The following is a 24,963-nucleotide window of genomic DNA, read 5'->3' on the forward strand; positions in this document are numbered from 1 at the left end:
AACGGCCCTGATCAGATCCGCGGCCGCGGCGCGTCCGGCGCCGGCTCCAGGCCGGCCGCGATCCGGGCCTCGCGGCGTCGCGACCAGCGGGCGCGCAGCCGCGGCGCCAGAACCCACGCGATCGGAGCCGCCACCACGAAGCTGAGCACGATGTGCAACGGCATCAGCTCGCTCGCGTAGGCCGCGAGCGGCGTCGAGACGATCAGGATGGTGCCGATCCCGAACAGGACCGCCTGCACCATCATGTAGACGAGCGCAGCGATGAGCAGCCGTGTGACCATGGGAAAACCTCCATTTGCTCCGCCAACTGCCCGCGGGCATGCAGGTTCCGTTACCGTCGGCACCGTGGCGCCGCACCACGCCATTCGGTGCGTCCAGGAACCGTGTCGGATCGCCTCGGTTGGTTGATCGAGCGCCGGACGCCGTGTCCGGCCAAACGATACCGCCTGGAGAATCCCATGAGCAGCACGACCCACGAGGCCGGCAGGAGCGACGCCGACAACAGCGACAAGGTGTGGGCGCTGATGAAGGACGTCGGCATCTGCATGCTGGCGACCCGCGACGGCGAGGAGATCCGGGCGCGCCCGATGGGCGCCTATGTCCGGCCCGAGGAGAACGCCGTCTATTTCTTCACCGACATCCGCCGGCACAAGGACGACGAGATCGCCCGCGACCCGCATGTCTGTCTCGCTTTCGCGGATTCGCGCGGCCAGACCTACGTTTCGCTCACCGGCCGTGCCGAGGTCACTTATGATCTCGCCAAGATCAAGGAGCTGTGGTCGACGCCGGCGAAAGCGTGGTGGGACAGCGCCGAGGATCCGAACATCCGCCTCCTGAAGGTGACGCCGCACGACGCCGAGTACTGGGACTCGCCCGGCACCGTGGTGAGCTACGTAAAGATGGCGGCGGCCGCCGTGACCAACACGCGCCCGGCGCTCGGCGAGAACCGCAAGGTGGCGATGTGATTCAGGGCCGCGTGCGACCCAACTTGCGCTTAGAGCTGCGCTCCGCCCGCCCCGTTCGGATGTCCGTGTAGATGTCCGGAAATCCGTCCCGGATGGTGCCGGCCAGCTCCTCGTCGAACAACCGCAGCGCGGCGGCGACGCCGCTCCGCGGCGCTTTGTGCGTAATCTTGTAGAAGGTGCGCTGCGGCGGCGCCGGATCGATCTGGAACGTCTCGAAGCGACCGGTCGCCAGCATCGAATGGCCGATGCCGCGCGGCACGATCGCCCATTGCTCGGAATGCTCGATCACGGTGAACAGCAGGAGCGGGTTGTCGACAGCGGCCCACGGCTTCTGGCCGGCGTGGAACCAGTAGTCGTGCCACGTGAGATAGCTCGTTCCCCAAGGGACGAACACGCAGGTCTCCGCCGGCAGCGTACGCACGTCGACCCTTCGCGGACCGCCCTGCTTGAGCCGGACGCCGACCAGCGGGACCGAGAAGCACGGCGTCACGGCGACGTTTTGCGCGGTCTGCTCGACGAGCGGAAAGCCGACGTCGATCGTGCGCTTCTCGATCTCGTCGTACATCTCGACCGAGTGGAGCGAGATCACCCGGTAGGAGACGCGCGGCGAGCGGTTCCACAGCCGGCGGCACAGCTCCGGGATGAACGTCATGTTGGCGCTCGACACGGTGCCGATGACGAGGTGTTGGCGCGGCTTCGAGCGGTTGACCTCGAAGGCCTCGCGGGCCAGCTCCTGCCAGCGCTCGGCGATCGGCAGGAAGGCCTCGCCCTGCGGCGTCAGCGCGACCCGCTTCAAACCCTTGCCGCGCTCCAGCAGCGGATAGCCGAGCCGCTCCTCCAGCATCTGGATCCGCTTGCTGACGGTCGATTGCGCCAGATGCACCGCCTCGGCGGCACGGGACAGGGTCCGGTGTCGCGCCACCTGGAGGAAGAGATCGAGATCCTGGGAATCCATGCATTCTCCACGCCGCAACCAATATTCTTATAGCCGATATTATTCATTCCGATAGATCGCTTTTCCGATATTCCGTCTCGTGGCACCGAGAAGGCGGGACCCGACAGAAGGTCCGCCGCATCCCTCGGAGCGCCCCATGCAGGTCATCGTGACGGAGCCGATCCACGCGACGCCGCTGGCCCGCTTGCGTCACGAGGTCGAGGTGGTGACCTGGGACGACCCGCGCGCCGGCGACTGGTCGCAGGCCGACGCCGTGATCGTGCGGGCCGCCGCGGTGCCGCGCGCCCGTATCGCCGCCGCGCCGAAGCTCAAGGTGATCGGCAAGCACGGCATCGGGGTCGACGCCATCGACGTCGGCGCCGCCCGTGAGCGCGGCGTCACGGTCGTCTACACGCCGACCGCAAATGTCGATTCGGTCGCCGAGCTGGCCGTCGGGCTGATGCTGGCACTCGCCCGCAGGCTGCCGGGGAACGACCGGCTGCTGCGCGCCGGCGCCACCCGCCTCGCGCCGCCGGAGCTGACCGGCACCGAGCTCGGCGGCAAGACGCTCGGCCTCGTCGGGCTCGGCCGCATCTCGCGCCGCATCGCCGCGATCGGCCGCGCCGGCTTCGGCATGCGGATCGCCGGTTACGACCCTTACGTCTCCGCCGAGAGCGCCGCGGCGCTCGGCATCACGCACCACGCGGCCCTGGAGACGCTGCTCGCCGAAGCCGACGTGATCAGCATCAGCGTGCCCTACGGGCCGCAGACCCATCATCTGATCGACGCCGCCGCGCTCGCCGCCTGCCGGCCCGGCACTCTGCTGATCAACACGGCGCGCGGCGGCGTGGTCGACGAGCGCGCTCTCGCGGCGGCGCTCGCCGCCGGCCGGCTCGCAGGCGCGGCCTGCGACGTGTTCGAAGAGGAGCCGCCGAAGCCCGACCATCCGCTGCTCGCGCAGAAAAACTTCATCGGCACGCTGCATGTCGGCGCCGCGACCGAGGAGGCGCTGCTGCGCGTCGGCACCATCGTGGTCGACGACGTGCTCGCGGTGCTGCGCGGCGCGGCCCCGCAATTCGCCTACGCCTGAGACGACCGCCTCGTCCTCGGCCGAGGCGGTCACGTCCCACGAGAATCGGAGCCCGACATGTCCCTTCCCGGAAACCGCATCTACACCCGCATCGAGCGCCCGGCGCCCGATCTCGTCGAGGCCTTCCGTGGCCTGCCGACCCCGAACATCGCCGACAACATGTCGCGCATGTTCTGCGCCTGCAGCGCCATCGCGCCGGTTCTCCCGGAGATGACGCTGTGCGGCCCGGCCTTCACCGTGAAGGTCAATCCCGGCGACAATCTCTTCATCCACAAGGCGCTCGACCTCGCCCAGCCGGGCGACATCGTGGTGGTCGACGGCCAGGGCGACACCACCAACGCGCTGATCGGCGAGATCATGGTGCGCTACGCCGCCCAGCGCCGCATCGGCGGCCTGGTGCTCGACGGCACCATGCGGGACCGCGCCGGCATCGCGGCGCTCGGGGTGCTGCCGGTGTTCTCGCGCGGCTACACGCCGATGGGGCCGTACAAGAACGGCTGCGGCGAGATCAACACGGTGATCGCCTGCGGCGGCGCCGTGGTGCGGCCGGGCGACATCGTGGTCGGCGACGCCGACGGCGTCGTCTTCGTTCAGGCCCGCGACGCCCGCACCGTGCTGGCCGCCGCGCAGGCGATGTCGGCCAACGAGAAGAAGATTTTCGCCGACATCGCGGCCGGCCGCTACGACCGCAGCTGGGTCGACGCCAAGCTGCGCCAGAGCGGCACCGAGATCATCGACGACGTCTATCGGTTCTGACCGCGCCGGCCCGCCGCCACGCCGGGCGCGCCGGCATGGCGGCGACGACGGGAGAGACGGCGCGCGCGAGAGACGGACAGTGTGAGAGACGGCAAGATCACAAGGGGAGGCGAAGAATGAAAACCAAGTCTCGCAGGCGAGCGATCCAGGTCCTCGTGGGCGCGGCGCTCGCCCTCGCGGTCGCGCAGCCCGCGGCCGCGGCGTGGCCGGACGACAAGCCGATCGAGGTCGTGGTCGGCTACGCGGCCGGCGGCGGCACCGACGTGATGGCCCGCAAGCTGTTCCAGTCGGTGCAGAAGCGGCTCGGCGACAAGGCCAAGATCGTGGTGATCAACAAGCCCGGCGCGGCCGGCGAGATCGCCAGCGCCTATCTCACCCGCTCGGCCCCGGACGGCTACACGATCGGCGTCGTCAACCTGCCGCCCTTCGTGGTGGTCCCGATGATCAAGAAGGCGCAGTACAGCGTCGACGACGTGCGCTTCGTCGCCCGGGTGGTCGACGACCCGACCGTGCTGGTGGTGCGCGCTGACAGCCGCTTCAAGAGCCTCGGCGACCTGCTCGCCGCGTTGCGCGAGAAGCCCGGCACGATCGCGCTCGGCCACAACGGCACCGGCACCAACAGCCATCTGGCGATCCGGCTGCTCGCCGAGGCCACCAAGGTCGCGCCCAACGAGGTGCCTTACAAGGGCACGGCGGCGCAGAAGACCGACGTCCTCGGCGGCCATCTCGACGTCGGCCTGATCAGCGTCGGCGAGGTGCCCGAGCTGCACGGCGGGGCGACCGGCGACATGCGGGTGCTGGCGCAGCTCTCCGACGCGCGCTCCCCGGCCCTGCCCGGCGTGCCGACGGCGCGCGAGGCCGGCGTCGCCGTGGTGATGTCGTCGGAGCGCGGCGTCGCGGTGCCCAAGGGCGTGCCCGAGGCGATCGTCCAAAAACTCGAGGCGGCGATCGCCGAGAGCGTGCGCGACCCGGAGTTCATCGCCGCCTCGCCGGGCGACGCCCCGGTCCTCGCCTACCTGCCGGGCGCGCAATGGCAGGCGTCGCTGGCCAAGAGCATGGACGCGCTGCGCAAGCTCGCCGATTCGCTGCCCAAGTGACGGCGAAGCCGCCCATGTGAGGCCGCCCATGTGAGGCTGCCCGAGTGAGGCTGCCCAAGTGAGCCTGCCCACGTGACGCCGCTGCGCCGGGGCCCGACCTCCGGCCCGGCCACCCCGCCGGCCGGGCGGGAGGTCCGCCCCGGCCGGGCACCCGCCCGCCGGGGCGGTGGCGCCTCGTCGGCGGGGACGCCTCGCCGGCGGCGGGCGGTGGCCTGTCGTCGCCGGGGGGGCAATTGTCGAAGCCGGTGCGGTGCCGTCCGGCTCCGCACCGGCCGCTCCACCGGCCGGTTCCGACGTGGCGGCCGGACGCGGGGGAGAAGCCCCTCCGCGGCGCTTGCGCCGCCCCGGGGCTTGTGGCATGGAACCGCGTCGCCGGCGACTGCGTCGCACCGTGTCGCACCGCCCGCGCGAGCCTGATGCTGCCGTAGCTCAGTGGTAGAGCACTCCCTTGGTAAGGGAGAGGTCGACAGTTCAATCCTGTCCGGCAGCACCAGCAGAACCGCTGATACTCCAACACCTTACTGAGTCTGTTGGCATTTTCGCACCGTCCCTGATACACGGGACTGATACACCACCATGGTGCTGAGAATGGCCTGCCCCACGAAGCGGAAGGGGTCCGACAACTGGTACTTCCGCCGCAAGCTCCCCGCCGATCTGCAACGTATCCTCGCGTCCCTTCCGAAGTCCCGCCGTCCGCCCGGCTGGCACAAGCAGCACATCGTCATCTCGATCGGCACCGCCGACCGGGGCACCGCGAAGGCGAAGTGCCCGGAGATCGCCGCCGCCGTCGTGCGCCAGATGCAGGCGCTGCGGAAGGGGCCGGCGCCGCTCACGCCGAAGCAGATCGCCGGGCTCTCCGGGCTGGTCTACCGAGCTTCACCGAAGGCCTGGAAGAGGACCCGGTGCTCGCGGCGGAGCAGTGGCGGGCGATCGCCGAGGCGAACCGCGACGCGCGGCTCGGGCAACACGGCCTGGGTGACCCGCGAGGTGCTGCCGGCGATCCGCAAGACGGCGGCTACGTCCTGGCCGGCGCCGACCCGGCGACCGTGGAGGTGGGCGCGACCGAGATGATGCCGCTCCAGGCGACCTTCACGGAGACGCCGCGGTCATCGGACGAAAGCAACTCCACGGGCCGGTGTTGCGCTCCGAACACGACGAGGAGGTCCGGCTCGTGGCATCGTCGATCGTCGTCACCACCGCCAGCCTCTCCGGTCGGTGCCGAGCAGGTTCCGTCATGGTCGGCCCTGACTTGGGTGTAGGCGCCCTGGTGGTCGGCCGGCCGCTACAACCGTGCCGCGCCTCAACTCCTGGATTAAACTGGAAGGTGGCGGAACCAACTCGACCCCTTGCGAGTTGACGAAAATCGACAGCCGCGGCCAACTGGCGCTGTCGCCTGAGAGACACTTGTGCTCCCGCCAGCAAACGTGGGAGTCATGTCATGGCTGACGATCTCCGATACGTATTGCGCGAAACCGACAACGGCTGGCACTGGGAGCTGAGAGCCCCGGACGGACGATTGATCTCGTCTGGGTACTCGACCGACGCAATTCAGGCGAGAGCTGCCGCAATGCTCCAAAGCATGAATGCTATCGGAGACGTGTGGTCGCCCCCGGCGGAATCGACCGAACGCTGACATTTACTGGAGGTGGGCCAGAGCGACCCTGAACACCTCCTTGGCATCCGAGTCGACTACCACGATGAAGGCTTCGTGGAGTTCGTGGTCCGGCACATCCCGGGCCAGCTCAGCAGCGATGATGCGGGCGTGGTGCTCGGCATCAGCTAGTCGGGGAAACTCCGTGCCGGAACGGTCCAGGACGCGCGTGTCGTCGGCATAGTCGAAAAAATACCGCGGCATCTTGGACCTCTGTATGTCCAACCCTGGCTGATGAAGCGACGTTCCGGCCGGCTTGCGTTTTCTTTCGGACTACAGCGGCGCCGAGTTCGCCGACCTCCGAATGAAGCGGTGTCCGTCGCGCGGCGGTGAAGCTGCCCGGTGTGGTTCATCTCGGACGGGATGAGCAGCGTGCTGCTCGGGAGCCTGCAGCACGGCACGGTCCACCACCCAGGATGTTCGGCAGAAAATCCGAGCCGCCCCCTCGATTCGCGCCGCCGCGCAAAGTCCCCGCGCCAGGCCTCGGCGCCGACCTGCCCAGCCGCCCGGCCCGTCGTCCCGAGAGCCACACGGCGCAGCTACCGCCGGGCCGTCCGCCTCCGATCAGCGGCGCCGCCGCCGCCGAGCCGGCACCGTCCCGACCCCACCGTCCCTGACCGAACCCGAGGAGCACCCACCCATGTCCAGCCGCATCGTGTCGGCGCCCACCGCTCAGGCCGTCGAGACGCTGGACGGAGGCCCCGCGCTCCTGCTGTCGGTCGGCCCGGAGGGCTGGCCCGTGTTGATCGCCCCAGACGACTTCGACCGCGTCACCGCCACCACGGGCTTCCGGCTGTGGGGCGTCCAGCTCTGCAACGTCGTGGTCGGGGATGACAATCCGCGGGCCGGCCGGCCGATCGTGGCACGGCTGGGATACGATCGCTTTCAGATCATCGACCAGGCCCGCCTTCGGCTCTATCGCCCACCCCACCCGGCGCGCGAAGGACGCTACGTCCCGTCGCGTTTCCCGGCAAGATGAGTGGCCCGTTCAGGCGCGAGTTGCCGCCGAACCGGTGGGTCGGGTTCGACACGCTGGTCAGGCAGTTCCGCCGTTATCAGTCGCTGCCCGCGCTCGGCCGGCTGCAGCGCAAGCTGCTGCGTCGCTGGGGCAAGTTGACCAACCCGGGATGGCTGATCGGCCGGAGCTGGCTCGACCTGCACGGCACGACGGCCGCGGAGCTACGCCGGAGCTGACGACGCCCCCGAGCCCGGCACCGGCGAACCTCGCCCCCCCGCCCCCCTACTCGGCCAACTCGCGCATCACCGCGATCAGGTCCGACTTGCCCTCGAAGCCGATGCCGGGGAGCTCCGGCATGACGATGTGGCCGTTCTCGACCTTCACGCTGTCCGGGAAGCCGCCATAGGGCTGGAACAGGTCCGGATAGCTCTCGTTGCCGCCGAGCCCGAGGCCGGCCGCGATGTTGAGCGACATCTGATGGCCGCCGTGAGGGATGCAGCGCGACGGCGACCAGCCGAGCTGGTGCAGCACGTCGAGCGTGCGCAGATACTCGACGAGGCCGTAGGAGAGCGCGCAGTCGAACTGCAGCCAGTCGCGATCCGGCCGCATGCCGCCGTAGCGCAAGAGGTTGCGGGCGTCCTGGTGCGAGAACAGGTTCTCGCCGGTCGCCATCGGGCCGGGATAGAACTCCGTGAGCGCCGCCTGCAGGGCGTAGTCGAGCGGGTCGCCGACCTCCTCGTACCAGAACAGCGGATATTGCCGCAGCATCTTGGCGTAGGCGATGCCGGTCTCCAGATCGAAGCGGCCGTTGGCGTCGACGGCGAGCTGCGCCTCGCTCCCGATCTCGGCCAGCACCGCCTCGATGCGGGCCTGGTCCTCGCCGATCGGCGCGCCGCCGATCTTCATCTTCACGACCGTGTAGCCGCGATCGAGATAGCCGCGCATCTCGGCCCGCAGGGCCGTGTGGTCCTTGCCCGGATAGTAGTAGCCGCCGGCCGCGTAAACGAAGACACGCGGATCGGCGACGCGGCCCTTCTGCGCGGCAAGCATCCGGAACAGCGGCATTCCGGCGATCTTCGCGGTCGCGTCCCAGATCGCCATGTCGAGGGTGCCGACCGCGACCGAGCGCTCGCCGTGACCGCCCGGCTTCTCGTTGGTCATCATCGCCGCCCACAGCTTGTGCGGGTCGAGATTGTCGCCGGCCTCGTTGAGCACGCTCTCGGGATCGGCGCCCAGCAGGCGATCGCGAAACCGTTCGCGGATCAGCCCGCCCTGGCCGTAGCGGCCGTTCGAGTTGAAGCCGTAACCGACCACCCGGCGGCCGTCGCGCACGACGTCGGTCACCACCGCGACGAGGCTCGCGGTCATCTTGGAGAAGTCGATATAGGCGTTGCGGATGGGCGAGGCGATCGGCTTGGTGACCTCGCGGACGTCGACGATGCGCATGCCGGTTCTCCTCGGTGCTGGATGGATTATGCGGGACGGGCCGGGCGGAACGACCCCGAGCGTCGGCAGACCCGATAGGCTTGTGGGCCGCGTCTGGCCAATGCCAAGATCGGATCGCCCCATGCGCGAGTCGCATCATGGATTCCGACTGGCTGAGAGACTTCCTGGCGCTCGCCGAGCATCGGAACTTCTCGCGCGCCGCCGACGCCCGGCATGTCTCGCAGCCCGCCTTCAGCCGTCGCATCCGGTCGCTCGAGGAGTGGGCCGGCACGTCGCTGTTCGCGCGCGGCGCCGGCGGCGTGACGCTCACGCCCGCGGGGCGCCACCTGAAGCCGCAGGTCGAGACGTTGCTGCGCGATCTGGAGAAGGCGCGACGCGAGACGCGCGACGTCGGCGCGCAGGGCATGGCGACGCTGTCGATCGCCGCGACGCACGCGCTCTCCTTCACGTTCTTCCCGTCCTGGATCCGGCGGCACGTGCGGTTCGAGGCCCTGGGCACCCTCAACCTGCTGTCGGACAGCATGGAGGCGTGCGAGCAGGTGATGCTCGCCGGCGACGTGCACTTTCTGCTCTGTCACCATCACCCGGACGCGCCGATCCGCTTCGCGCCGGACCGCTTCGAGAGCGTCCGGGTCGGCGACGACGTGCTGGTGCCGCTCTGCGCGCCCGCGGCCGATGGCCGGCCGGCCTGGCCCCTGCCCGCGGCCGCCGCGCGGCCGAGCCGGCTGCTCGCCTACAGCCGGGCGTCCGGCCTCGGCCGCATCGTGTCGGGGCATCCGATCACCCGCGAGGCCACCGCGCCCATGGAGATCGGCTTCACGTCGCATCTCGCCGCCACGCTGATGACGATGGCGCGCGAAGGCCACGGGGTCGCCTGGCTGCCGCGGACGCTGGCGCAGGACGACCTCGACCAGGGCCGACTCGTGCGCGCCGGATCGGACGCGCTCGACATCGCGATCGAGATCCGGCTGGTCCGGTCCCCGGATTGCCGCAACGCGGCGGCGGACGCGTTGTGGCACGGCTTGACGGCGCCGTGACCGGCCGGACCGGGCCGGGGCCGGCGACCCGCCTCGCCCCGTCCCCCCGCGGGCGGGCCGCGTCGCCGTGTTGCGCCCCCTTTCCCGCCATGCTCTAAGGCCGCCATGACGGCGGCCGGGAAGGATCGGGAACGCGCGGCACGGGAGCAGCGGCTCTCGGCGGCGTTGCGCGAGAACCTCAAGCGCCGCAAGGCGCAGTCGCGGGCGCGCGTCGGCGGGGAGCCGCCGGACGCGGCCGATCCGGGCCGGCGAGACCGCACCGGAGCGGCGGACGAGTCCCACGATTCCGCCGGAATCGTCACAGAAAAGCAATCCGGCATCGATGGATAGACGCGCCGGCGGCAGGACGCCGCGGGCTTGCCCGGCGCGGGCAGAGGGGGCGAGATGGACAGGATTCGCATCGTGGGCGGGCAGCCCCTGAAGGGGCGCATCCCGATCTCGGGCGCCAAGAACGCCACCCTGCCCCTGATGATCGCGAGCCTGCTCACCGACGAGCCGCTGGTGCTGGAGAACGTGCCGCGCCTCGCCGACGTCGCCCTGCTCCAACGCATCCTGGGCAATCACGGCGTCGACGTCATGGTCGGCGGCAAGCGGCCGGGCGACGGCGAGTACGACGGCCAGACCCTGCACATCTCGGCCAAGCGCATCGTCGACACCACGGCGCCCTATGATCTCGTCTCGCGCATGCGGGCGAGTTTTTGGGTCATCGCGCCGCTGGTCGCCCGCATGGGCGAGGCCAAGGTGTCGCTGCCGGGCGGCTGTGCCATCGGCACGCGGCCCGTGGACCTGCTCCTGATGGCGCTGCGGAATCTCGGCGCCGAGATCGAGATCGACGGCGGCTACGTGCTGGCCCGGGCGCCGCACGGCCTGCGCGGCGGCGAGATCGTCTTCCCCAAGGTGACGGTGAGCGGCACCCACACGGCCCTGATGGGCGCCGTGCTGGCGAAGGGCGCGACCGTGATCGAGAACGCCGCCTGCGAGCCCGAGATCGCCGACGTCGCCGACTGCCTCGTCAAGATGGGCGCCCGCATCAAGGGCGCCGGCACGCCGCGCATCGAGATCGAGGGCGTGGCGCGGCTCGACGGCACCCGTCACCGCGTCCTCGCCGACCGCATCGAGACCGGCACCTATGCGATGGCGGTGGCGATGACGGGCGGCGACGTGATGCTCGACGGCGCCCGCCCGGAGCTTCTGCAGGCCGCGCTCGACGTGCTGGTCGAGGCCGGCGTCGAGATCGCCGCGACCAACGAGGGGCTCCGGGTCCAGCGCAACGGCGCCGGCATCGCGCCCGTGACGGTGACGACCGCGCCGTTCCCGGGCTTCCCGACCGACCTGCAGGCGCAGCTGATGGCGCTGATGACGCGGGCGAAGGGCACGTCGCGCATCACCGAGACGATCTTCGAGAACCGCTTCATGCACGTGCAGGAGCTCGCCCGCTTCGGCGCCGACATCCGGCTCGACGGCGAGACCGCCACCATCGCCGGGGTGCCGCGCCTCAAGGGCGCGCCCGTGATGGCGACCGACCTGCGCGCCTCGGTGTCGCTGGTCATCGCGGCGCTGGTCGCCGAGGGCGAGACGCTGGTCAACCGCGTCTACCACCTCGACCGCGGCTTCGAGCGGCTGGAAGACAAGCTCTCGGCCTGCGGCGCCGAGATCGAGCGCATCAGCGGGTAGTTCGCCGGGAAGCGGTGTTCCTTCGCTCGTCCCCGCGAAGGCGGGGACCCAGGGGCCGCACGACGCGGGGGCTCTGGTTTCCCGCTTGCGCGGGAACGAGCGGAGCGCGGGGATGTCCGAGCACGAGCCGGCTCGATGCCCGGAAATTCCGGAACGACTTCCGCGCCGCGGCATTCCCTCTCGAACCCCATCGTTTCGCGAGGATGCCATGCCGTTCCGACGATCGCCTGTCCGACTATCGCCCGTCCGCCGGTCCCGTGCGCTTCGTGCCGCCCTGGCGGCGGCCGTGATCGCCGCTCCGGCGCTGCTCGTCCCCACGTTTTCCGCATCGGCCCAGACGCCGCTGCCGGCGATGCCGTCGACCGGCGGGGTCGGTCCGGTGTCGGCTCAGCCGGTGCCGCTCACCGAGGAGCAGAAGGGGGCGATCGCCCAGGCGGTGCGGGAGAACCGCCGCGACGTGAAGGTGCCGCCCGGCGTTTCGCCGCAGGTCGGCGCCGAGCTGCCGCCCGCGATGGAGCTGCACATGCTGCCCGACCGGGCGCTGGCCGACATCCCGGAGGCGAAGCCCTACCGCTACACCGTGGTGGAGGAGCGCGTCGTGCTGGTCGATCCGACCACGATGCGGGTCGTCGAGGTGCTGGCGAAATAGCGGCGCGTTGCGCGTCACCGCGCAAACACCTCGCCTTCACTTCGGCTTGGCGCGTTCGAGCAGTCGGCTCGCCGCGGTCGGCAGCACGTCGAGGAACGGGCCCATGAAGAAGGCCTCGCCGCTGCCCTCGCCATAGGTCGCGTCCCAGGCGTCGATCATCTCGCGCACCGTGCTCGCGCAGGCCGTCATCGAATCGACGATCAAATCGCCGAGCGTCGCCGCGGGCGCGGTCGCCTCGACAGCGGTGGCGTCGGCGCTCGCCCGGCGATATCGCGGATCGGCCGCGACGGCGCGCACGATGCAGTCGGTCGTCGCCGTGACGCGGCTCTGCAGGCCGGCCCGGCCGATCGCAGCGCCCGGGTCGATCGGCCCGGTCGCGACCGCCGTCGTCAGCGCGGTCGCCAGCGCCGCCGCATAAAGCGGTGCCATGATCATGACATCCCCCCGTTCCGCTCGCCTCTGCGGCGCGTCCGCGGCGTGAGGCAAGCAAGCCGCGCGCCATGCCCGAGTCGCAGGATCACCCCGAAGCATAATCGAAACACGGTTAATGCCGCGTCAAGCTGTGCGGCGATCGCGTGGCAGCGGGACGGCGGCGACCGCATCCAGGAACCGCGTCCGCGAGGCGGGCGTTGACGAGACGATCACACCGCGATGGAGGTCTCGCATGCGCCGTTCGCCGCCGATCCTGATGCTCGCGGCCGGGCTGGCGCTCGCGACGCCGACCATCGTGACGGCCCAGACGACGCCGCAGGACACCCAGGATCCGGGCGCGGCGCCGCGCGTGCGCTTCACCGACGCGCAGCGCCACACGATCTATCAGAGCGTCAGCCGCACCCAGAAGAACCACGCCGCTCCGACCGGCTTCCGCGTCTCCGTCGGCGCCACGCTGCCGGCGGGCGTCGATCTCGCGCCGATGCCGGACACGCTGGTGACGCTGATGCCGGAGGCGAAGCCGTTCTCGGTGGCGATGATCGAGAGGCAGGTCGTGCTGGTCGAGCCGGAGTCGCGGCGCGTCGCGCTCGTGATCACGTCGGAGGAGTGACGCCGTTCGCGGCCGGAACGATCACGAGGAGCAGATGGCGAAGAGCCCCACCCGCACACATGTCGAGACGGACGAGACTCGGGATCGCACCGGACAGGAGTCGTCCGCGCCCGATCCGAAGCGCGATCCGGCGCCGCCCGGCAACACCGAGAAGGATCCGGACGACTGGGTGTCGGGCGGCGAGCCGATGACCGGCGCGCAGGCGTCGTATCTGAAGACCCTGTCCGAGCAGGCGCACGATCCCGACGCCTTCGCGCCCGACCTCACCAAGGCCGAGGCGTCGCGCCGCATCGACGCGCTGAAACAGCGATTGTCATTGAACAAGTAGAGGGCGCCGCTCGCACTTCACCTCTCCCCGGCGGGGAGAGGTCGGATCTCGCGCAACCGCGCGAGATCCGGGTGAGGGGGTGCCGAGCCATCCAACAGACGTCGGAAGCCCTCACGCCGGTCGCGAGCTGCGCTCGCGTCCGACCCTCTCCCTGAGGGAGAGGGTCCGGTGCCTTCCGCGACGCGTCGCAATTCCCGATCTGCAGCGATCTGATCAGATCGGAGACGCGCGTCGCCTCCTCACGCCGTCTTCGTCTCCTCGACGCCGGCGTGCGTCTTCCACTTCGACATGCTGTCCGCGATGATGCGGGTCGAGGCCATGGCGGCCTGGTTGAGCTGGGCGTAGCCGGCGAGCTCGCGCTGCACGCGCTCGCCCTCGCTGGCGATGTAGTCGCGCAGCGTCTGCAGCTCGCCGATCAGGTTCTCGATCTCGGCGAGCGACGTGCCGGCGACCCGCTGCACTAGGGTCGAGATGTTGCTGGCCGCGAACTCGCCCGAGCCGGTGTCGGTGCCGCGCCGCACCGGCGTGAAGTCGCGCCGGACGAACTCGCGGATCTCGCCCTCGAACGAGGTGGCGGCGGCCTCGACATCGTCGGCCGGCTGCAGCGGCGCCTGGGTCGTGATGGTCATTCTCCCCGTACTCCTGGTTTGAAACTCTGGTCCCCTGGGCGCATCCGGCCGGGCCCGACCCACCCTGCGGTGGTCCCCTTCGAGCGACGCCCCAAGGCGACGCGCCATGCCTCGATTAACTCGCGGGAATTTGACGTCGTGACGGCCGCAGTTGGGCTTTTGCCGCCCCGCTCTCGTCCAAAGATCGCCACGATCGTGGGATCCGGCCGGCGCTCACGCGACCGTGTGGCGGTATGACGGGAACGGCACCGGAGCGCCCGCGTTTGGGGTGTACCGTCCCCAGCCCCGGAGAGGCCGCATGACCGCATCCCGCCTGCTCGCCCCCCGTCCGCTCGTGCCTCGCAGCATCGCGCCCCGCATGCTCGCCGTCGCCGCGGCGCTCCTGTCCGGAACCGCCCTCGCAAACGCCCAGACCGTCATCTCCCGCGAGGTGTCGAACGAGCCGGTCGAGACCGTCATCACCAGTGGGCCGGCCGGCATCACGGTGACGCGGCGGCCGCTGCAGACCATGGCGGCTCCGGTGGTCTCGACCACGCCGGTGTTCCCGACCTACGGCCCCTCCGGCGAAGCCTATCTGCAGAGCTGGGCGCCGGCGCCGACCGGCTGGGCCCCGGCCTACACGGCGCCGCCCGCGGTCGCCGTCGCCCCGCCCGCGCCGGTCGGTGGCGGCGTGTCGGTGCGGCCCTATGGCGGCCCCTATGTCGAGACCGTCCCGGTCGACCCGACCCGCACCGTGGTGATCGAGGAGTCGGTCGACGATCCGGTGCCGGCGCCGACCGTGCGCACCGTCCGGCGTGGCACCCCGCCGATCATGGCGCGCGCCGTCGAGCCCGAGCCGACCCGAACCAGCCGCACCCGCACGGTCCGGCGCGTCACGGCCGAGCCGATGGCCCTCGCCCCCACCCAGCGGGCCGTGATCTATCGGACGCTGGGGCAGCAGTCCTCCTACGATCCGGCGACGCTGGAGCGGGTGACGCCGACCTACGCGCAGCCCTACGGCCAATCCTGGGGTCAGCCGGCCTACGCGCAGCCTTACGGCTGGCAGTCGGGCTACGCCGGCTACGCGGCGGTGCCGACCACCCGCGCCGTGACGTACACGGTCGGCTCGGTCGTGCCGGACAGCGTGACGCTCGCGCCGGTGCCGCGCCGGATCGCGACGCAGATCCCGCAGACGCGCGGCTACCAGTACGCCGTCGTCAACGGCCGGGTGCTGCTGATCGACCCGTCGACCGGCACCGTGGTGGCCGACGTCGTCCGCTGACGCCCGGCTGCGACCGCGACGCGGCCTCGGCCGCGTCGCTTCGTCGAAGCCGCAGCGAGAAACCTTCCCGAACCAGAAAACGCGGACACCCCCGATGACGATTCGCCACACCGCCACGCTTCCCGGCACGCCGCAGCGCGTGCGCCGCATGACAGACGCCGAGATCAACGCCGCCATCGATCGCCAGATCGAGCGCAACGTCCTGTTCTACGCCGAGCATCCGGACGAGATCGCGCTGCGCCTGCGCGCCCTCGACGCCGAGTGGGATGTCGAGCGCGCCCTGCAGGCGAACGCCGCCGCGGTCGGCCTCGCCGGCTCGCTCCTGGCGCTCACCCGCGGCGGCGGCTGGTTCGCCGTGCCGGCCGTGGTCGGCGGCTTCCTGCTGCAGCACGCGACCCAGGGCTGGTGCCCGCCCCTGCCGGTGATGCGGCGCATGGGCTTCCGTACGGCCCGCGAGATCGACGTCGAGCGCAACGCCCTCAAGGCGCTGCGCGGCGACTATGCCGAGATTTCGAAATCCGGTGATTCGGCCGCCCGCGCCCGCGCCGCCCTGCAGGCGGCCCGCTCCGGCCCGTTCGCCAGTCCCGGCACGGCGGCTCCCGCGCCGTCCGCGATGGCGGCGGCCGCGGCCGCCGTCAAGCCGACCGCGTCGCCCCCGACCGTGCCGAAGCCGGCGTGACGGCGGGGCGCATCTCAGCAGGATCCCAGCTTCACCGACCGCGCCGCCTGCCTTCACCTCTCCCCAGCGGGGAGAGGTCGGTTCTCGCGCGGCTGCGCGAGAACCGGGTGAGGGGATGCCGAGGCCAGCCAACTGGCGCCCTAACCCCTCACCCCGAGGCGCAACAGCGCGTCGACCCTCTCCCTCTGGGAGAGGGTCGGGGTGTCCGTGCGAAAAATCAGTCCTGCGGATAGCCGAGCAGGATCTCGGCGATCACCGGCTTGATGCCCTTCAGGGCGGCGTCCGTGGAGGCGAACTCCTTGCCGGCGGCCTGGGCCTTGGCGGCGTCGGTCGCCTTGGCGTCCGGCGTCAGCCGCACCCCGACCTTGCAGCCGCCCGGCAACGAGGCGAGGGCGCCGCCCTGCCAGTCGATCACGCTGCCGCCGTTGTCCTGATCGAGGCCCGACACCTTGAACGGCTTGCCGTTGGCCTTCTCGAGCTGGGCGAGCGGCATCCCGAGCTTCAACCCCTTGGGCGCCGTCCAGCCCGACTGGCCGGTGACGACGATGAGCGACACGTCGCTGCGCGCCGCCTCGTTCTGCCACAGCACCTCGAGCCGGCGCTTCGGGTCGGTCGGGTACACCAGGGTGGCGTTGAGCTTGCTGCCCTCCGGCCCGTCGACCTCGCCGAACTCGACGTTCTTGGCGTCGAAGGTCTGGGCGAGCTGGAGATGGCTCGACCCTTTGGCGAACACGCCCGCGCAGGCGATCGTCTTCGGGGCGCCGGCCGCGGCGGCAGCCGGCTTGGGCGCGGCGCGGCGCGGCGGTGCGGCAGGTGCCGGCGCGGCGGCCGGATCGGCGCCTTGCGCGCTCGGCTCGGGCGCCGGCTTCGGCTTGCGCACCGGCTTGGGCTTGGCCGGCTGAGGCGGCGCCTCGGCGGCCGGCGGATCGGTCGCGTCCGGCGTGCGCTGCTCCATCTGCTGGGCGGGAGCCGGCCAGCGATCGAACAGCTGCGCGTGCGCGGGACCGGCCAGCGCGACGAGACTCGCGGCCAGAAGGCCGGCGACGGCGGAACCGGCGCGCAGCTGCAAGCGGTACTTATGATCGATCATGGCGAGCCTCGATACTCGGATACGATTTCGATTCGATGATAGCGGCTTTTCGCCGGCGAGTGACGCCCGATCGCGGCGGATTTGCGCCGGCCGGCCGCAGACCCGTTGCGCACCGCACCCGCGCCTGTTGCGCGGCCACACCCGGGCGCGGTGCAGCGACTCAATGAAGCGGCCGCCGGAGCAGCGCGAACAGCGGCGGCGACAGGGCGACGAACACCGCGAGCGGCGCGAACAAGTCGCCCTCCGCCACCGCGGCAGCCGAGAAGGTATCGACCACGACCCGGAGCGGCTTGCCGCTCGCGACCACCAGCACGGCTTCGGCGGAGAGCGTGAGGACGAGCCACATCGCGCCGATCGCGAAGGCGGCGCCGAAGCCGGGCCGCACCCGCCGCACGAACAGCGCGATCGCGACCGCCATCAGCACGATACCGGTGATGCCCGAGATCGGCAGCGCCTCGGGACCGAGAAGCCGCGCGAGCACCAGCTCGCGGAACGCACCATTGGCGACGGCGAGCCCCAACAGGACGAGCCAGAACAGCGCCGCGGTACGAAACAGCGCCAGCAGCGTCTCCAGCGACATCGACTCAGGCGAAATCGACTCAGGTGACATGGGCCCCTCCGGCATCGGCGCCCTCCCTTGCGACGATGGGCCTACGCCCACTTTCTACCTGCTACGGCCGCGGGTGTCATCGGGTCGCGGGGACGGAGGTTCGCGACCCGCGCCGGAACGGCGAGACAGGCCGATCGTTGCCCGAAGGAAGCGGTGATGCGGCCGACGCGACACGGCGTCCGCCCTCCCCGAGTCGTGACGGAGACGAGTCGTGACGGAGATTCGATGCCGACTCGCCCGATGATTCTGCTCGCGCCGATTCTGCTCGCGCTGCTTCTCGCGCTCGTGGCCGGCCCGAGCGCGGCCGCGCCGGGCGTCAATGTCGATCAGACGACATCGACGTGGCGTCTCGGCTGGTGGCTGTTCGGCTGGTGGACCGGACTCGGCCTCCTGCTGCTCGGCATCGTCCTGATCGCCGCCGAAGCGGTGCTGCCGACCCTCGGTCTCCTCGGCGTCGGCGGCCTCGTCGCGCTGGCGGCCGGTCTCCTGATTCTGGCCGACGGGAGAGCCGTGGCGGCCGACGTCGCCGACGTTTCGCAGACGACCGCGATCGGCGTCGCGGTCGTTCTGCTCGTTTACCTCGTCATCGCCGGCGCCGTCGTGCGGCGGGCGTGGCGCCACCGCGTCGCGACCGGCGACCCGGCGCTGATCGGCAGCGACGGCATCGTGGTCGCTTGGCGCGGCCGGACCGGCATGATCCGGGTCTGCGGCGAGCTCTGGCAGGCGCGCAGCGACGCCCCGCTGCCATCCTGGACGGATGCTGCGGCAGCGACGGATGCGCGCGCCGCGGACGGGTCCGGCCGATCCGTCAGGGTCGTCGGCCGCCGCGGCCTCGTGCTGCGGGTCGAGCCCGCGCCTGCACCCGCTCCCGCGACATCCGCACCCACCGCTCGCCCGAAGGACCGCTCATGAACGCCCTCTCCAGCATTCTCCCGTATCTCGTGATTGCCGTCCTCGTCGTGGGCCTCGTTCTCGCGGCGGTGCGGATCATGCGCGAATACGAGCGCGCCGTGGTGTTCACGCTCGGCCGCTATTCCGGCGTGAAGGGGCCCGGCCTGATCTTCCTCGTGCCGCTGATCCAGCAGATGGTGCGGGTCGATCTGCGCACGCTGGTGCTCGACGTGCCGACCCAAGACGTGATCTCGCGCGACAACGTCTCGGTGAAGGTCAACGCGGTCGTCTATTTCCGCGTCGTCGACGCCGACAAGGCGGTGATCCAGGTCGAGAACTTCATGAATGCGACCAGCCAGCTCGCGCAGACGACGCTGCGCTCGGTGCTCGGCAAGCACGAGCTCGACGAGATGCTGGCCGAGCGCGACAAGCTCAACCGCGACATCCAGACGATTCTCGACAGCCAGACCGACGCCTGGGGCATCAAGGTCGCCAATGTCGAGATCAAGCATGTCGACATCGACGAGAGCATGATCCGCGCCATCGCCCGCCAGGCCGAGGCGGAGCGCTATCGCCGCGCCCGCATCATCGGCGCCGAGGCCGAGCAGCAGGCGGCCGAGAAGCTCGTCCAGGCCGGCGAGATGCTGGCCCGCACGCCGCAGTCGATGCAGCTGCGCTTCCTCTCCACGCTGCAGGACATCGCCGGCGAGAAGAACTCGACCATCGTGTTCCCGGTGCCGATAGACCTGATCCAGTCGTTCGCCGCCCGGGTCACGACACCCGACGCACCGCCTCCCGCGCCGCGGGCGACGCCGCCGGCGTGAGCGGCCGCCGTTCTGGCGGCAGCGCGCCCGGTCGCGCTATAGATGCGGAATCGCGCCGGACGCGGCGCGAGTCGCACCGCCGGACCGCATCATGGCCGCCGATCATCCAGCCGCCGTCGATCTCGAGGTTTTCGCGGGCGGCCGCCGCTTCGCCACCGTTCTCGCCGACCCGCCCTGGCAGTTCGTCAACCGCACCGGAAAGATGGCGCCCGAGCATCGGCGGCTGTCGCGCTACGGCACCATGACGCTTCCCGAGATCGAGGCGCTGCCGGTCGCGGCGCTCGCGCAGGAGCCGGCGCATCTCTATCTGTGGGTGCCGAACGCGCTGTTGCCCGAGGGGCTCGCCGTGATGCGGGCCTGGGGCTTCGCCTACAAGTCCAACATCGTCTGGCACAAGGTGAGGAAGGACGGCGGTCCGGACGGGCGCGGGGTCGGCTTCTACTTCCGCAACGTCACCGAGCTTCTGCTGTTCGGCGTGCGGGGCCGCAACGCCCGCACCCGCGAGGCCGGCCGCCGCCAGGTCAACTTCCTCGCCACCCGAAAGCGCGAGCACTCGCGAAAACCCGACGAGCAGTACGGGCTGATCGAGGCGTGCTCGCCGGGGCCTTATCTCGAGCTGTTCGCCCGCGGCACGCGGCCCGGCTGGGCGACCTGGGGCAACCAGGCCGACGACGCCTACGCGCCGACCTGGGCGACCTACGCGAACCACTCGCGCGCCGGCCTGCCGGCCGAGTAGGCGCCGCGGCGACGCGCGCTCCTCGCTCACGCCGCCGCGTGGGCTCACGCCGCCGCGGCGGCGTCGCCGGCCGTCTCGAGGTTTTGGCGCAGCCGCGGATCGAGCTGCAGCCGCGCCGCGAGGTCGTCGAGCCAGGCGCGCTCGGCCGGCGTGTCGGCGTCGATCGCCACATAGGCGGCGAGATAGACCTCGGCGCGCTCCTCCGGGGTGGCCGCGTCGGCGGCGAGCGAGGCCGGCGTGTCGGGCCGTGCGACGAGGCCCTCCAGCACCTGGCGCTCCTCGACCGAGAGCGGGCTCGCCTCGATCCGCTCGATCAGCATGACACGCTCGGCCTCGTCGATGCGGCCGTCGGCGAGCGCGGCGCCGATCATGGCGCGCAAGAGGAGGAGCGTGGTGCGGGCCGCCGCCGCCTCGCTGCCCGGCGCCGGCGCCCCGGCCGGGCCGCTCGCCGCCGTCGCGCCGCCCTGCGGCCCGCCGAGCATCTGGCCGAGCGTGTCGGCGACGCCCTGCGGCACCACCGGGCGCCCGGCCCGATAGTCCTGATACGCCTTGTAGGCGAGGCCGCCCAGCACCGCGGCGGCGCCGACCTTCAGCGCCGTGCCGGCGTATTTCCGCGCATGCTTCGAGTTCAGCAGGATCCCGGCGAGCCCGCCCGCGAGACCGCCGGCGCCGAGCATCCCGGCATTGCGGCCGAGCAGATCGCCGAGTCCGCCGCCGCCACCCGCGCCCAGCGGGCTGCCGCCGGCGAGCCCACCGAGCCGGCCGGCGAGGCTGCCGAGGTCGAACGGCAGGCCGCCGCCCTGGCCCTGCGCCGCGCCCCCCTGCCCGGCGGGCGGCAGGCCGCGGCCGCGGGTGAGGAAGCCGGTATCTCGGCTGGTCGCCGGAGGCGGCGCGCCGGCGCCGTCACCGGCCAGCACCGCGGTGAGGATCTTGTTCACGTCGAACATGCGGGTCTCCAGGGTCGAGGTTCGGGGTCTACTCACGAGGCGTCAGGCCGAGGACGCCGGGGTCGTGGCGGCGGGCGTCTCCGCCCGCGTCTTCCACAGCGAGACGATCACGCCGCCGGCCAGGAGCGCGAAGGTGACGCCGAGCGACACCAGGGGATCGACCTTGCCGACGATCTGGTTCCAGAAGATCTTCGCGCCGATGAACACCAGCACCAGCGACAGCGCGTATTTCAGGTAGCGGAAGCGGTGCACCGAGGCGGCGAGCGCGAAGTAGAGGGCGCGCAGGCCCAGGATGGCGAAGATGTTGGAGGTGTAGACGATGTAGGGGTCGGTGGTGATGGCGAAGATCGCCGGCACGCTGTCGACCGCGAAGACGAGGTCGGCGAACTCGATCAGCACGAGCGCGACGAACAGCGGCGTCGCCCACATGACGGCCGGGCCGCCCGCGACGGCGGGCTGCCGCACGAAAAACGCCTCGCCGCGCAGCTCGCGGGTGACCCGCAGGCGGCGGTTCATCCATCGCATCATCGGGTTGTCGACCCAGGCGGCGGGATTCTCGGCGACCACCAGCATCTTGATGCCGGTGGCGATGAGGAGCGCGCCGAACAGGAACAACACCCAGGAGAACGACGACACGATCGCGGCGCCGAGCCCGATCATCACGGCGCGCAGCACGACGACGCCGAGGATACCGTAGAACAGCACCCGGTGCTGCAGGTACGGCGGCACCGCGAGCGTCGCGAAGATCAGCGAGATGACGAAGACGTTGTCGAGCGCCAGGGTCTTCTCGACGAAGAAGCCGGTGAGCCAGGCGACGCCCGCCTCGCGGCCCATGTCGGACCACACCCAGGCGCCGAAGACGAGCGCGACGGCGATATAGGCGGCCGACAGCGCCAGGCTCTCGCCCGCCCCGATGGCGCGCGCCTTGCGGTGCAGGACGCCGAGGTCGAGCACCAGAAGCGTCGTCACGATGCCGAGAAACAAGAACCAGGCCCAGGCCGGCTTGCCGAGAAACGTCGCGAACAGAAAATCGAGTCCGGACAGGAGCTCCATCGCAATCCTCCAGATGTCGCTCCGGCTCGACCAAAGTCGAAAGGAGCGGCAGGTGAAAGATCCGACATCGCGGCAACGGTGCCGCCAGAGGGGCCCGGATCGGTATCGCGAGATCTAGGAACCCGCCGGCCGGCCGTCCAGGAGAACCGGACCGCGCCGGGTCGCGCCAAACCGCCGCAGCCCGGGGCGGCCGCGAGGAAAGGTCGACGGGTCAGCCGCTTGCACCGGCCGCGCCGGCTCCGTGGCGGCCGCCGTCGCGCCCGGTGCGGGCGGTGCCCCGGCCGGTCCGGACCGCCGCGTCCGCCGCCGCACACGCGCACGCGATCGTGTCGCCGAACGCCACCGAAGCACGTGATTCTTCGGATGGCGGGACGGGCGAGTTGCGTCTTTGGTCGGATTGCGCCGTGTGGTCGCGCCGACTAACGTGCCGCGCAATCATCAGAGCCGAGCAAACAGTCGGCCGATATCGGAGCGGGAGGCTCTAACCAAGGGGGACGCCGTGAGTACGCCGTCGTACGACACGATCAAATCAGACCCGCAGTTCCAGGAGCTCGTCACGAAGCGCTCGCGCTTCGCGTGGACCCTGACCCTGGCGATGCTGGTCATCTATTTCGGCTTCATCTTCGTCATCGCCTTCGCGCCCGGCATCCTCGCCGTCAAGCTCGGCAGCGGCGTCACCACGGTCGGCATCCCGATCGGCCTCGGTGTCATCGTCTCGGCGTTCCTCCTGACCGGCATCTACGTGCGCCGCGCCAACTCCGAGTTCGACGATATCACCACGAACATCGTCGGGAGGCAGAAGTGATGCGCGCGCTCCGCACCACGGCCAGAACCGTCGCGGTCAAGACCACCGCGACCACGACCGTCACGGCGGCCCTCGCGCTCGCGGCGCTCGCCGGCGTCGCCGAGGCCGCCGGCCCGATCGAGGGCGGCGGCAAGCAGGCCCTCAACCTCGCCGCCATCCTGATGTTCTTCGCCTTCGTGGCGGCGACGCTCGGGATCACCTACTGGGCGGCGCGGCGCACCCGCTCGGCCGCCGACTTCTACGCCGCGGGCGGCGGCATCACGGCCGGCCAGAACGGCCTCGCCATCGCCGGCGACTACATGTCGGCCGCCTCGTTCCTCGGGATCTCCGGCCTCGTCTTCGCCACCGGCTTCGACGGCCTGATCTACTCGGTCGGCTGGCTGGTCGGCTGGCCCGTGATCCTGTTCCTGATCGCCGAGCGGCTCCGCAACCTCGGCAAGTACACGTTCGCCGACGTGGTGTCGTTCCGCCTGGAGCAGACCCAGATCCGCAGCCTGTCGGCGGTCGGCACCCTGACCGTGGTGGCGTTCTACCTGATCGCCCAGATGGTCGGCGCCGGCAAGCTGATCGAGCTGCTGTTCGGCCTGCCCTATCTCTACGCCGTGATCTCGGTCGGCGCCCTGATGATCATCTACGTCGCCTTCGGCGGCATGGTGGCCACCACCTGGGTGCAGATCATCAAGGCCTGCCTGCTGCTCGGCGGCGCCACCTTCATGGCCCTGATGGTCCTGATCCACTTCGGCTTCTCGCCGGAGGCGCTGTTCCAGAAGGCAGTCCAGACGCATCCCAAGGGCGCCTCCATCATGGCCCCGGGCAATCTCGTGTCGGATCCGGTCTCGGCGCTGTCGCTCGGCCTCGCGCTGATGTTCGGCACGGCCGGCCTGCCCCACATCCTGATGCGCTTCTTCACCGTCTCGGACGCCAAGGCGGCCCGCAAGTCGGTGTTCTACGCGACCGGCTTCATCGGCTACTTCTACATCCTGACCTTCATCATCGGCTTCGGCGCCATCACGTTCCTGATGAACGACCCGAGCTTCTACAAGGTCGGAGCCGACGGCGCCTACAACAAGGTCACGGCCCTGCTGGGCGGGACCAACATGGCGGCGATCCATCTCTCCAACGCGGTCGGCGGCTCGCTCTTCCTCGGCTTCATCTCGGCCGTCGCCTTCGCCACCATCCTGGCCGTGGTGGCCGGCCTGACGCTCGCCGGCGCCTCGGCGGTCAGCCACGACCTCTACGCCTCGGTCATCGCCAAAGGCCGCGTCTCCGAGGACCGCGAGGTCAGGGTGTCGAAGGTCACGGCCGTGGTGATCGGCATCGTCGCCATCATCCTCGGCTACATCTTCGAGAACCAGAACGTCGCCTTCATGGTCGGCCTCGCCTTCGCGGTGGCCGCGAGCTGCAACTTCCCGGTGCTCCTGATGTCGATCCTGTGGGGCGGCACCACCACCCGGGGCGTGCTGTTCGGCGGCCTGCTCGGCCTGATCAGCTCGGTGTCGCTGGTCGTGCTCAGCCCGGCCGTGTGGGTGAAGACCTTCGGCTTCGCCTCGGCGCCGTTCCCCTACGACAACCCGGCGCTGTTCTCGATGACCATCGCGTTCGCCGGCATCTGGCTGTTCTCCAAGCTGGACGGCTCCAAGCGCGGCGCCATCGACAAGGCCGGCTTCGAGCACCAGTACGTCCGCTCCGAAACCGGCATCGGCTCGCACAAGGCGGTCGCCCACTGACCACCATCCGATCGACCGCCCGGTCTTCGCACGGAGACCGGGCGGCGACCGGATGCCGACCCTCCGGTCGATCGGCCCGCCCCG

Annotated in this window: 30 protein-coding genes and 1 tRNA gene; 21 read left to right on the forward strand and 10 right to left on the reverse strand. The window is 70.8% G+C overall.

Going from position 1 to position 24,963, the window contains the following annotated elements; genetic code table 11:
- Positions 1–11: 11 nt before the first annotated feature.
- On the reverse strand, positions 12–281 hold the full coding sequence (locus ABTU92_RS02690) for a hypothetical protein (RefSeq protein ID WP_408087417.1): 270 nt from the start codon (positions 279–281) through the stop codon (positions 12–14).
- A 177-nt stretch (positions 282–458) separates the two neighbouring features.
- Here ABTU92_RS02690 and ABTU92_RS02695 point away from each other — a divergent pair, with 177 nt between their 5' ends.
- Positions 459–965, forward strand: coding sequence for a pyridoxamine 5'-phosphate oxidase family protein (locus ABTU92_RS02695; protein WP_408087419.1), 507 nt, complete (start codon positions 459–461; stop codon positions 963–965).
- Between the two features lies 1 nt (position 966).
- Here the strand turns inward: ABTU92_RS02695 and ABTU92_RS02700 are convergent, their stop codons facing one another.
- Positions 967–1,920: a LysR family transcriptional regulator gene (locus ABTU92_RS02700; RefSeq protein ID WP_408087421.1), complete on the reverse strand. Its 954-nt coding sequence runs from the start codon at positions 1,918–1,920 to the stop codon at positions 967–969.
- 136 nt (positions 1,921–2,056) lie between these two features.
- Between ABTU92_RS02700 and ABTU92_RS02705 the strand changes: the two genes are divergently transcribed.
- The 5 genes from ABTU92_RS02705 to ABTU92_RS02725 all read left to right on the forward strand — a co-directional run bounded on the left by ABTU92_RS02705 (position 2,057) and on the right by ABTU92_RS02725 (position 5,913).
- The gene (locus ABTU92_RS02705) at positions 2,057–2,989 is read left to right on the forward strand and encodes an NAD(P)-dependent oxidoreductase (protein ID WP_408087423.1); all 933 of its coding nucleotides are present in this window, start codon (positions 2,057–2,059) and stop codon (positions 2,987–2,989) included.
- Between the two features lie 57 nt (positions 2,990–3,046).
- The gene (locus ABTU92_RS02710) at positions 3,047–3,745 is read left to right on the forward strand and encodes an RraA family protein (protein ID WP_408087425.1); all 699 of its coding nucleotides are present in this window, start codon (positions 3,047–3,049) and stop codon (positions 3,743–3,745) included.
- Positions 3,746–3,861: 116 nt separating this feature from the next.
- Positions 3,862–4,842 (forward strand): tripartite tricarboxylate transporter substrate binding protein, encoded by a 981-nt coding sequence (locus tag ABTU92_RS02715; protein WP_408087427.1) that lies wholly within the window; start codon positions 3,862–3,864, stop codon positions 4,840–4,842.
- A 418-nt stretch (positions 4,843–5,260) separates the two neighbouring features.
- Positions 5,261–5,335, forward strand: a tRNA-Thr gene (locus ABTU92_RS02720).
- A 95-nt stretch (positions 5,336–5,430) separates the two neighbouring features.
- Positions 5,431–5,913 carry a DUF6538 domain-containing protein gene (locus tag ABTU92_RS02725; protein WP_408087429.1) on the forward strand — a complete coding sequence of 161 codons (483 nt, stop codon included), beginning with the start codon at positions 5,431–5,433 and terminating at the stop codon, positions 5,911–5,913.
- Positions 5,914–6,478: 565 nt separating this feature from the next.
- Here the strand turns inward: ABTU92_RS02725 and ABTU92_RS02730 are convergent.
- Positions 6,479–6,697 (reverse strand): DUF6894 family protein, encoded by a 219-nt coding sequence (locus tag ABTU92_RS02730; protein ID WP_408087431.1) that lies wholly within the window; start codon positions 6,695–6,697, stop codon positions 6,479–6,481.
- Positions 6,698–7,133: 436 nt separating this feature from the next.
- Here ABTU92_RS02730 and ABTU92_RS02735 point away from each other — a divergent pair, with 436 nt between their 5' ends.
- Together ABTU92_RS02735 and ABTU92_RS02740 are read left to right on the forward strand one after the other, a co-directional pair.
- On the forward strand, positions 7,134–7,472 hold the full coding sequence (locus ABTU92_RS02735) for a hypothetical protein (protein WP_408087433.1): 339 nt from the start codon (positions 7,134–7,136) through the stop codon (positions 7,470–7,472).
- Between the two features lie 20 nt (positions 7,473–7,492).
- Positions 7,493–7,687: a hypothetical protein gene (locus ABTU92_RS02740; protein ID WP_408087435.1), complete on the forward strand. Its 195-nt coding sequence runs from the start codon at positions 7,493–7,495 to the stop codon at positions 7,685–7,687.
- 46 nt (positions 7,688–7,733) lie between these two features.
- Here the strand turns inward: ABTU92_RS02740 and ABTU92_RS02745 are convergent, their stop codons facing one another.
- Positions 7,734–8,897, reverse strand: coding sequence for a mandelate racemase/muconate lactonizing enzyme family protein (locus ABTU92_RS02745; protein WP_408087437.1), 1,164 nt, complete (start codon positions 8,895–8,897; stop codon positions 7,734–7,736).
- A 137-nt stretch (positions 8,898–9,034) separates the two neighbouring features.
- Between ABTU92_RS02745 and ABTU92_RS02750 the strand changes: the two genes are divergently transcribed.
- From ABTU92_RS02750 to ABTU92_RS02765, 4 genes are all read left to right on the forward strand, one after another.
- Complete coding sequence (locus tag ABTU92_RS02750) at positions 9,035–9,934, forward strand: LysR family transcriptional regulator (RefSeq protein WP_408087439.1); 900 nt, start codon at positions 9,035–9,037, stop codon at positions 9,932–9,934.
- 105 nt (positions 9,935–10,039) lie between these two features.
- Positions 10,040–10,264 carry a hypothetical protein gene (locus ABTU92_RS02755; protein ID WP_408087441.1) on the forward strand — a complete coding sequence of 75 codons (225 nt, stop codon included), beginning with the start codon at positions 10,040–10,042 and terminating at the stop codon, positions 10,262–10,264.
- Between the two features lie 54 nt (positions 10,265–10,318).
- The gene (gene murA / locus ABTU92_RS02760; RefSeq protein WP_408087443.1) at positions 10,319–11,608 is read left to right on the forward strand and encodes a UDP-N-acetylglucosamine 1-carboxyvinyltransferase; all 1,290 of its coding nucleotides are present in this window, start codon (positions 10,319–10,321) and stop codon (positions 11,606–11,608) included.
- Positions 11,609–11,894: 286 nt separating this feature from the next.
- Positions 11,895–12,257 (forward strand): DUF1236 domain-containing protein, encoded by a 363-nt coding sequence (locus ABTU92_RS02765; RefSeq protein WP_408087445.1) that lies wholly within the window; start codon positions 11,895–11,897, stop codon positions 12,255–12,257.
- 36 nt (positions 12,258–12,293) lie between these two features.
- Here ABTU92_RS02765 and ABTU92_RS02770 read toward each other — a convergent pair whose 3' ends face one another.
- Positions 12,294–12,686, reverse strand: coding sequence for a hypothetical protein (locus ABTU92_RS02770; RefSeq protein WP_408087447.1), 393 nt, complete (start codon positions 12,684–12,686; stop codon positions 12,294–12,296).
- Between the two features lie 235 nt (positions 12,687–12,921).
- Between ABTU92_RS02770 and ABTU92_RS02775 the strand changes: the two genes are divergently transcribed.
- A complete protein-coding gene (locus ABTU92_RS02775) occupies positions 12,922–13,299 on the forward strand; it encodes a DUF1236 domain-containing protein (protein WP_408087449.1) in 378 nt (125 codons plus the stop codon).
- A gap of 34 nt (positions 13,300–13,333) precedes the next feature.
- Positions 13,334–13,627, forward strand: coding sequence for a DUF3072 domain-containing protein (locus tag ABTU92_RS02780; RefSeq protein ID WP_408087451.1), 294 nt, complete (start codon positions 13,334–13,336; stop codon positions 13,625–13,627).
- Between the two features lie 239 nt (positions 13,628–13,866).
- Here ABTU92_RS02780 and ABTU92_RS02785 read toward each other — a convergent pair whose 3' ends face one another.
- On the reverse strand, positions 13,867–14,256 hold the full coding sequence (locus ABTU92_RS02785) for a hypothetical protein (RefSeq protein WP_408087453.1): 390 nt from the start codon (positions 14,254–14,256) through the stop codon (positions 13,867–13,869).
- Positions 14,257–14,554: 298 nt separating this feature from the next.
- Here ABTU92_RS02785 and ABTU92_RS02790 point away from each other — a divergent pair, with 298 nt between their 5' ends.
- Both ABTU92_RS02790 and ABTU92_RS02795 read left to right on the forward strand, forming a co-directional pair.
- On the forward strand, positions 14,555–15,517 hold the full coding sequence (locus tag ABTU92_RS02790) for a DUF1236 domain-containing protein (protein WP_408087455.1): 963 nt from the start codon (positions 14,555–14,557) through the stop codon (positions 15,515–15,517).
- A gap of 94 nt (positions 15,518–15,611) precedes the next feature.
- Entirely contained in the window at positions 15,612–16,196 is a 585-nt protein-coding gene (locus ABTU92_RS02795; protein ID WP_408087457.1) for a hypothetical protein, read from the forward strand.
- 217 nt (positions 16,197–16,413) lie between these two features.
- On the opposite strand, the gene ABTU92_RS02800 is transcribed toward ABTU92_RS02795, so the two are convergent.
- Both ABTU92_RS02800 and ABTU92_RS02805 read right to left on the reverse strand, forming a co-directional pair.
- A complete protein-coding gene (locus tag ABTU92_RS02800; protein ID WP_408087459.1) occupies positions 16,414–17,286 on the reverse strand; it encodes a hypothetical protein in 873 nt (290 codons plus the stop codon).
- A 160-nt stretch (positions 17,287–17,446) separates the two neighbouring features.
- A complete protein-coding gene (locus ABTU92_RS02805; RefSeq protein WP_408087461.1) occupies positions 17,447–17,896 on the reverse strand; it encodes a hypothetical protein in 450 nt (149 codons plus the stop codon).
- A gap of 225 nt (positions 17,897–18,121) precedes the next feature.
- On the opposite strand from ABTU92_RS02805, the gene ABTU92_RS02810 reads away from it, so the two are divergent.
- From ABTU92_RS02810 to ABTU92_RS02820, 3 genes are all read left to right on the forward strand, one after another.
- A complete protein-coding gene (locus tag ABTU92_RS02810; protein ID WP_408087463.1) occupies positions 18,122–18,808 on the forward strand; it encodes an NfeD family protein in 687 nt (228 codons plus the stop codon).
- Positions 18,805–19,611 carry a slipin family protein gene (locus tag ABTU92_RS02815; RefSeq protein ID WP_408087465.1) on the forward strand — a complete coding sequence of 269 codons (807 nt, stop codon included), beginning with the start codon at positions 18,805–18,807 and terminating at the stop codon, positions 19,609–19,611. Before ABTU92_RS02810 ends, ABTU92_RS02815 begins: the two co-directional genes overlap by 4 nt.
- A gap of 91 nt (positions 19,612–19,702) precedes the next feature.
- Entirely contained in the window at positions 19,703–20,347 is a 645-nt protein-coding gene (locus ABTU92_RS02820; RefSeq protein ID WP_408087467.1) for an MT-A70 family methyltransferase, read from the forward strand.
- Positions 20,348–20,391: 44 nt separating this feature from the next.
- Here ABTU92_RS02820 and ABTU92_RS02825 read toward each other — a convergent pair whose 3' ends face one another.
- Positions 20,392–21,294 carry a tellurite resistance TerB family protein gene (locus ABTU92_RS02825; protein WP_408087469.1) on the reverse strand — a complete coding sequence of 301 codons (903 nt, stop codon included), beginning with the start codon at positions 21,292–21,294 and terminating at the stop codon, positions 20,392–20,394.
- Positions 21,295–21,336: 42 nt separating this feature from the next.
- Positions 21,337–22,347: a TerC family protein gene (locus ABTU92_RS02830; protein WP_408087471.1), complete on the reverse strand. Its 1,011-nt coding sequence runs from the start codon at positions 22,345–22,347 to the stop codon at positions 21,337–21,339.
- 499 nt (positions 22,348–22,846) lie between these two features.
- Here ABTU92_RS02830 and ABTU92_RS02835 point away from each other — a divergent pair, with 499 nt between their 5' ends.
- A complete protein-coding gene (locus tag ABTU92_RS02835) occupies positions 22,847–23,152 on the forward strand; it encodes a DUF485 domain-containing protein (RefSeq protein WP_408087473.1) in 306 nt (101 codons plus the stop codon).
- A complete protein-coding gene (locus tag ABTU92_RS02840) occupies positions 23,152–24,879 on the forward strand; it encodes a cation acetate symporter (protein WP_408087475.1) in 1,728 nt (575 codons plus the stop codon). The genes ABTU92_RS02835 and ABTU92_RS02840 overlap by 1 nt, the downstream gene beginning before the upstream one ends.
- The last annotated feature ends 84 nt before the right edge of the window (positions 24,880–24,963 follow it).

It is taken from the genome of Rhodoplanes sp. SY1, assembly GCF_046000175.1.
GTDB lineage: Bacteria > Pseudomonadota > Alphaproteobacteria > Rhizobiales > Xanthobacteraceae > Rhodoplanes.

What these genes read in the sequence shown, in the direction of transcription:
- ABTU92_RS02690 (WP_408087417.1), bottom strand. Translation starts at nt 281, where the DNA reads ATGGTCACACGGCTGCTCATCGCTGCGCTCGTCTACATGATGGTGCAG.
- ABTU92_RS02695 (WP_408087419.1), top strand. Translation starts at nt 459, where the DNA reads ATGAGCAGCACGACCCACGAGGCCGGCAGGAGCGACGCCGACAACAGC.
- ABTU92_RS02700 (WP_408087421.1), bottom strand. Translation starts at nt 1,920, where the DNA reads ATGGATTCCCAGGATCTCGATCTCTTCCTCCAGGTGGCGCGACACCGG.
- ABTU92_RS02705 (WP_408087423.1), top strand. Translation starts at nt 2,057, where the DNA reads ATGCAGGTCATCGTGACGGAGCCGATCCACGCGACGCCGCTGGCCCGC.
- ABTU92_RS02710 (WP_408087425.1), top strand. Translation starts at nt 3,047, where the DNA reads ATGTCCCTTCCCGGAAACCGCATCTACACCCGCATCGAGCGCCCGGCG.
- ABTU92_RS02715 (WP_408087427.1), top strand. Translation starts at nt 3,862, where the DNA reads ATGAAAACCAAGTCTCGCAGGCGAGCGATCCAGGTCCTCGTGGGCGCG.
- ABTU92_RS02725 (WP_408087429.1), top strand. Translation starts at nt 5,431, where the DNA reads ATGGCCTGCCCCACGAAGCGGAAGGGGTCCGACAACTGGTACTTCCGC.
- ABTU92_RS02730 (WP_408087431.1), bottom strand. Translation starts at nt 6,697, where the DNA reads ATGCCGCGGTATTTTTTCGACTATGCCGACGACACGCGCGTCCTGGAC.
- ABTU92_RS02735 (WP_408087433.1), top strand. Translation starts at nt 7,134, where the DNA reads ATGTCCAGCCGCATCGTGTCGGCGCCCACCGCTCAGGCCGTCGAGACG.
- ABTU92_RS02745 (WP_408087437.1), bottom strand. Translation starts at nt 8,897, where the DNA reads ATGCGCATCGTCGACGTCCGCGAGGTCACCAAGCCGATCGCCTCGCCC.
- ABTU92_RS02750 (WP_408087439.1), top strand. Translation starts at nt 9,035, where the DNA reads ATGGATTCCGACTGGCTGAGAGACTTCCTGGCGCTCGCCGAGCATCGG.
- ABTU92_RS02755 (WP_408087441.1), top strand. Translation starts at nt 10,040, where the DNA reads ATGACGGCGGCCGGGAAGGATCGGGAACGCGCGGCACGGGAGCAGCGG.
- murA (WP_408087443.1), top strand. Translation starts at nt 10,319, where the DNA reads ATGGACAGGATTCGCATCGTGGGCGGGCAGCCCCTGAAGGGGCGCATC.
- ABTU92_RS02770 (WP_408087447.1), bottom strand. Translation starts at nt 12,686, where the DNA reads ATGGCACCGCTTTATGCGGCGGCGCTGGCGACCGCGCTGACGACGGCG.
- ABTU92_RS02775 (WP_408087449.1), top strand. Translation starts at nt 12,922, where the DNA reads ATGCGCCGTTCGCCGCCGATCCTGATGCTCGCGGCCGGGCTGGCGCTC.
- ABTU92_RS02780 (WP_408087451.1), top strand. Translation starts at nt 13,334, where the DNA reads ATGGCGAAGAGCCCCACCCGCACACATGTCGAGACGGACGAGACTCGG.
- ABTU92_RS02785 (WP_408087453.1), bottom strand. Translation starts at nt 14,256, where the DNA reads ATGACCATCACGACCCAGGCGCCGCTGCAGCCGGCCGACGATGTCGAG.
- ABTU92_RS02790 (WP_408087455.1), top strand. Translation starts at nt 14,555, where the DNA reads ATGACCGCATCCCGCCTGCTCGCCCCCCGTCCGCTCGTGCCTCGCAGC.
- ABTU92_RS02795 (WP_408087457.1), top strand. Translation starts at nt 15,612, where the DNA reads ATGACGATTCGCCACACCGCCACGCTTCCCGGCACGCCGCAGCGCGTG.
- ABTU92_RS02800 (WP_408087459.1), bottom strand. Translation starts at nt 17,286, where the DNA reads ATGATCGATCATAAGTACCGCTTGCAGCTGCGCGCCGGTTCCGCCGTC.
- ABTU92_RS02805 (WP_408087461.1), bottom strand. Translation starts at nt 17,896, where the DNA reads ATGTCACCTGAGTCGATTTCGCCTGAGTCGATGTCGCTGGAGACGCTG.
- ABTU92_RS02810 (WP_408087463.1), top strand. Translation starts at nt 18,122, where the DNA reads ATGCCGACTCGCCCGATGATTCTGCTCGCGCCGATTCTGCTCGCGCTG.
- ABTU92_RS02815 (WP_408087465.1), top strand. Translation starts at nt 18,805, where the DNA reads ATGAACGCCCTCTCCAGCATTCTCCCGTATCTCGTGATTGCCGTCCTC.
- ABTU92_RS02820 (WP_408087467.1), top strand. Translation starts at nt 19,703, where the DNA reads ATGGCCGCCGATCATCCAGCCGCCGTCGATCTCGAGGTTTTCGCGGGC.
- ABTU92_RS02825 (WP_408087469.1), bottom strand. Translation starts at nt 21,294, where the DNA reads ATGTTCGACGTGAACAAGATCCTCACCGCGGTGCTGGCCGGTGACGGC.
- ABTU92_RS02830 (WP_408087471.1), bottom strand. Translation starts at nt 22,347, where the DNA reads ATGGAGCTCCTGTCCGGACTCGATTTTCTGTTCGCGACGTTTCTCGGC.
- ABTU92_RS02840 (WP_408087475.1), top strand. Translation starts at nt 23,152, where the DNA reads ATGCGCGCGCTCCGCACCACGGCCAGAACCGTCGCGGTCAAGACCACC.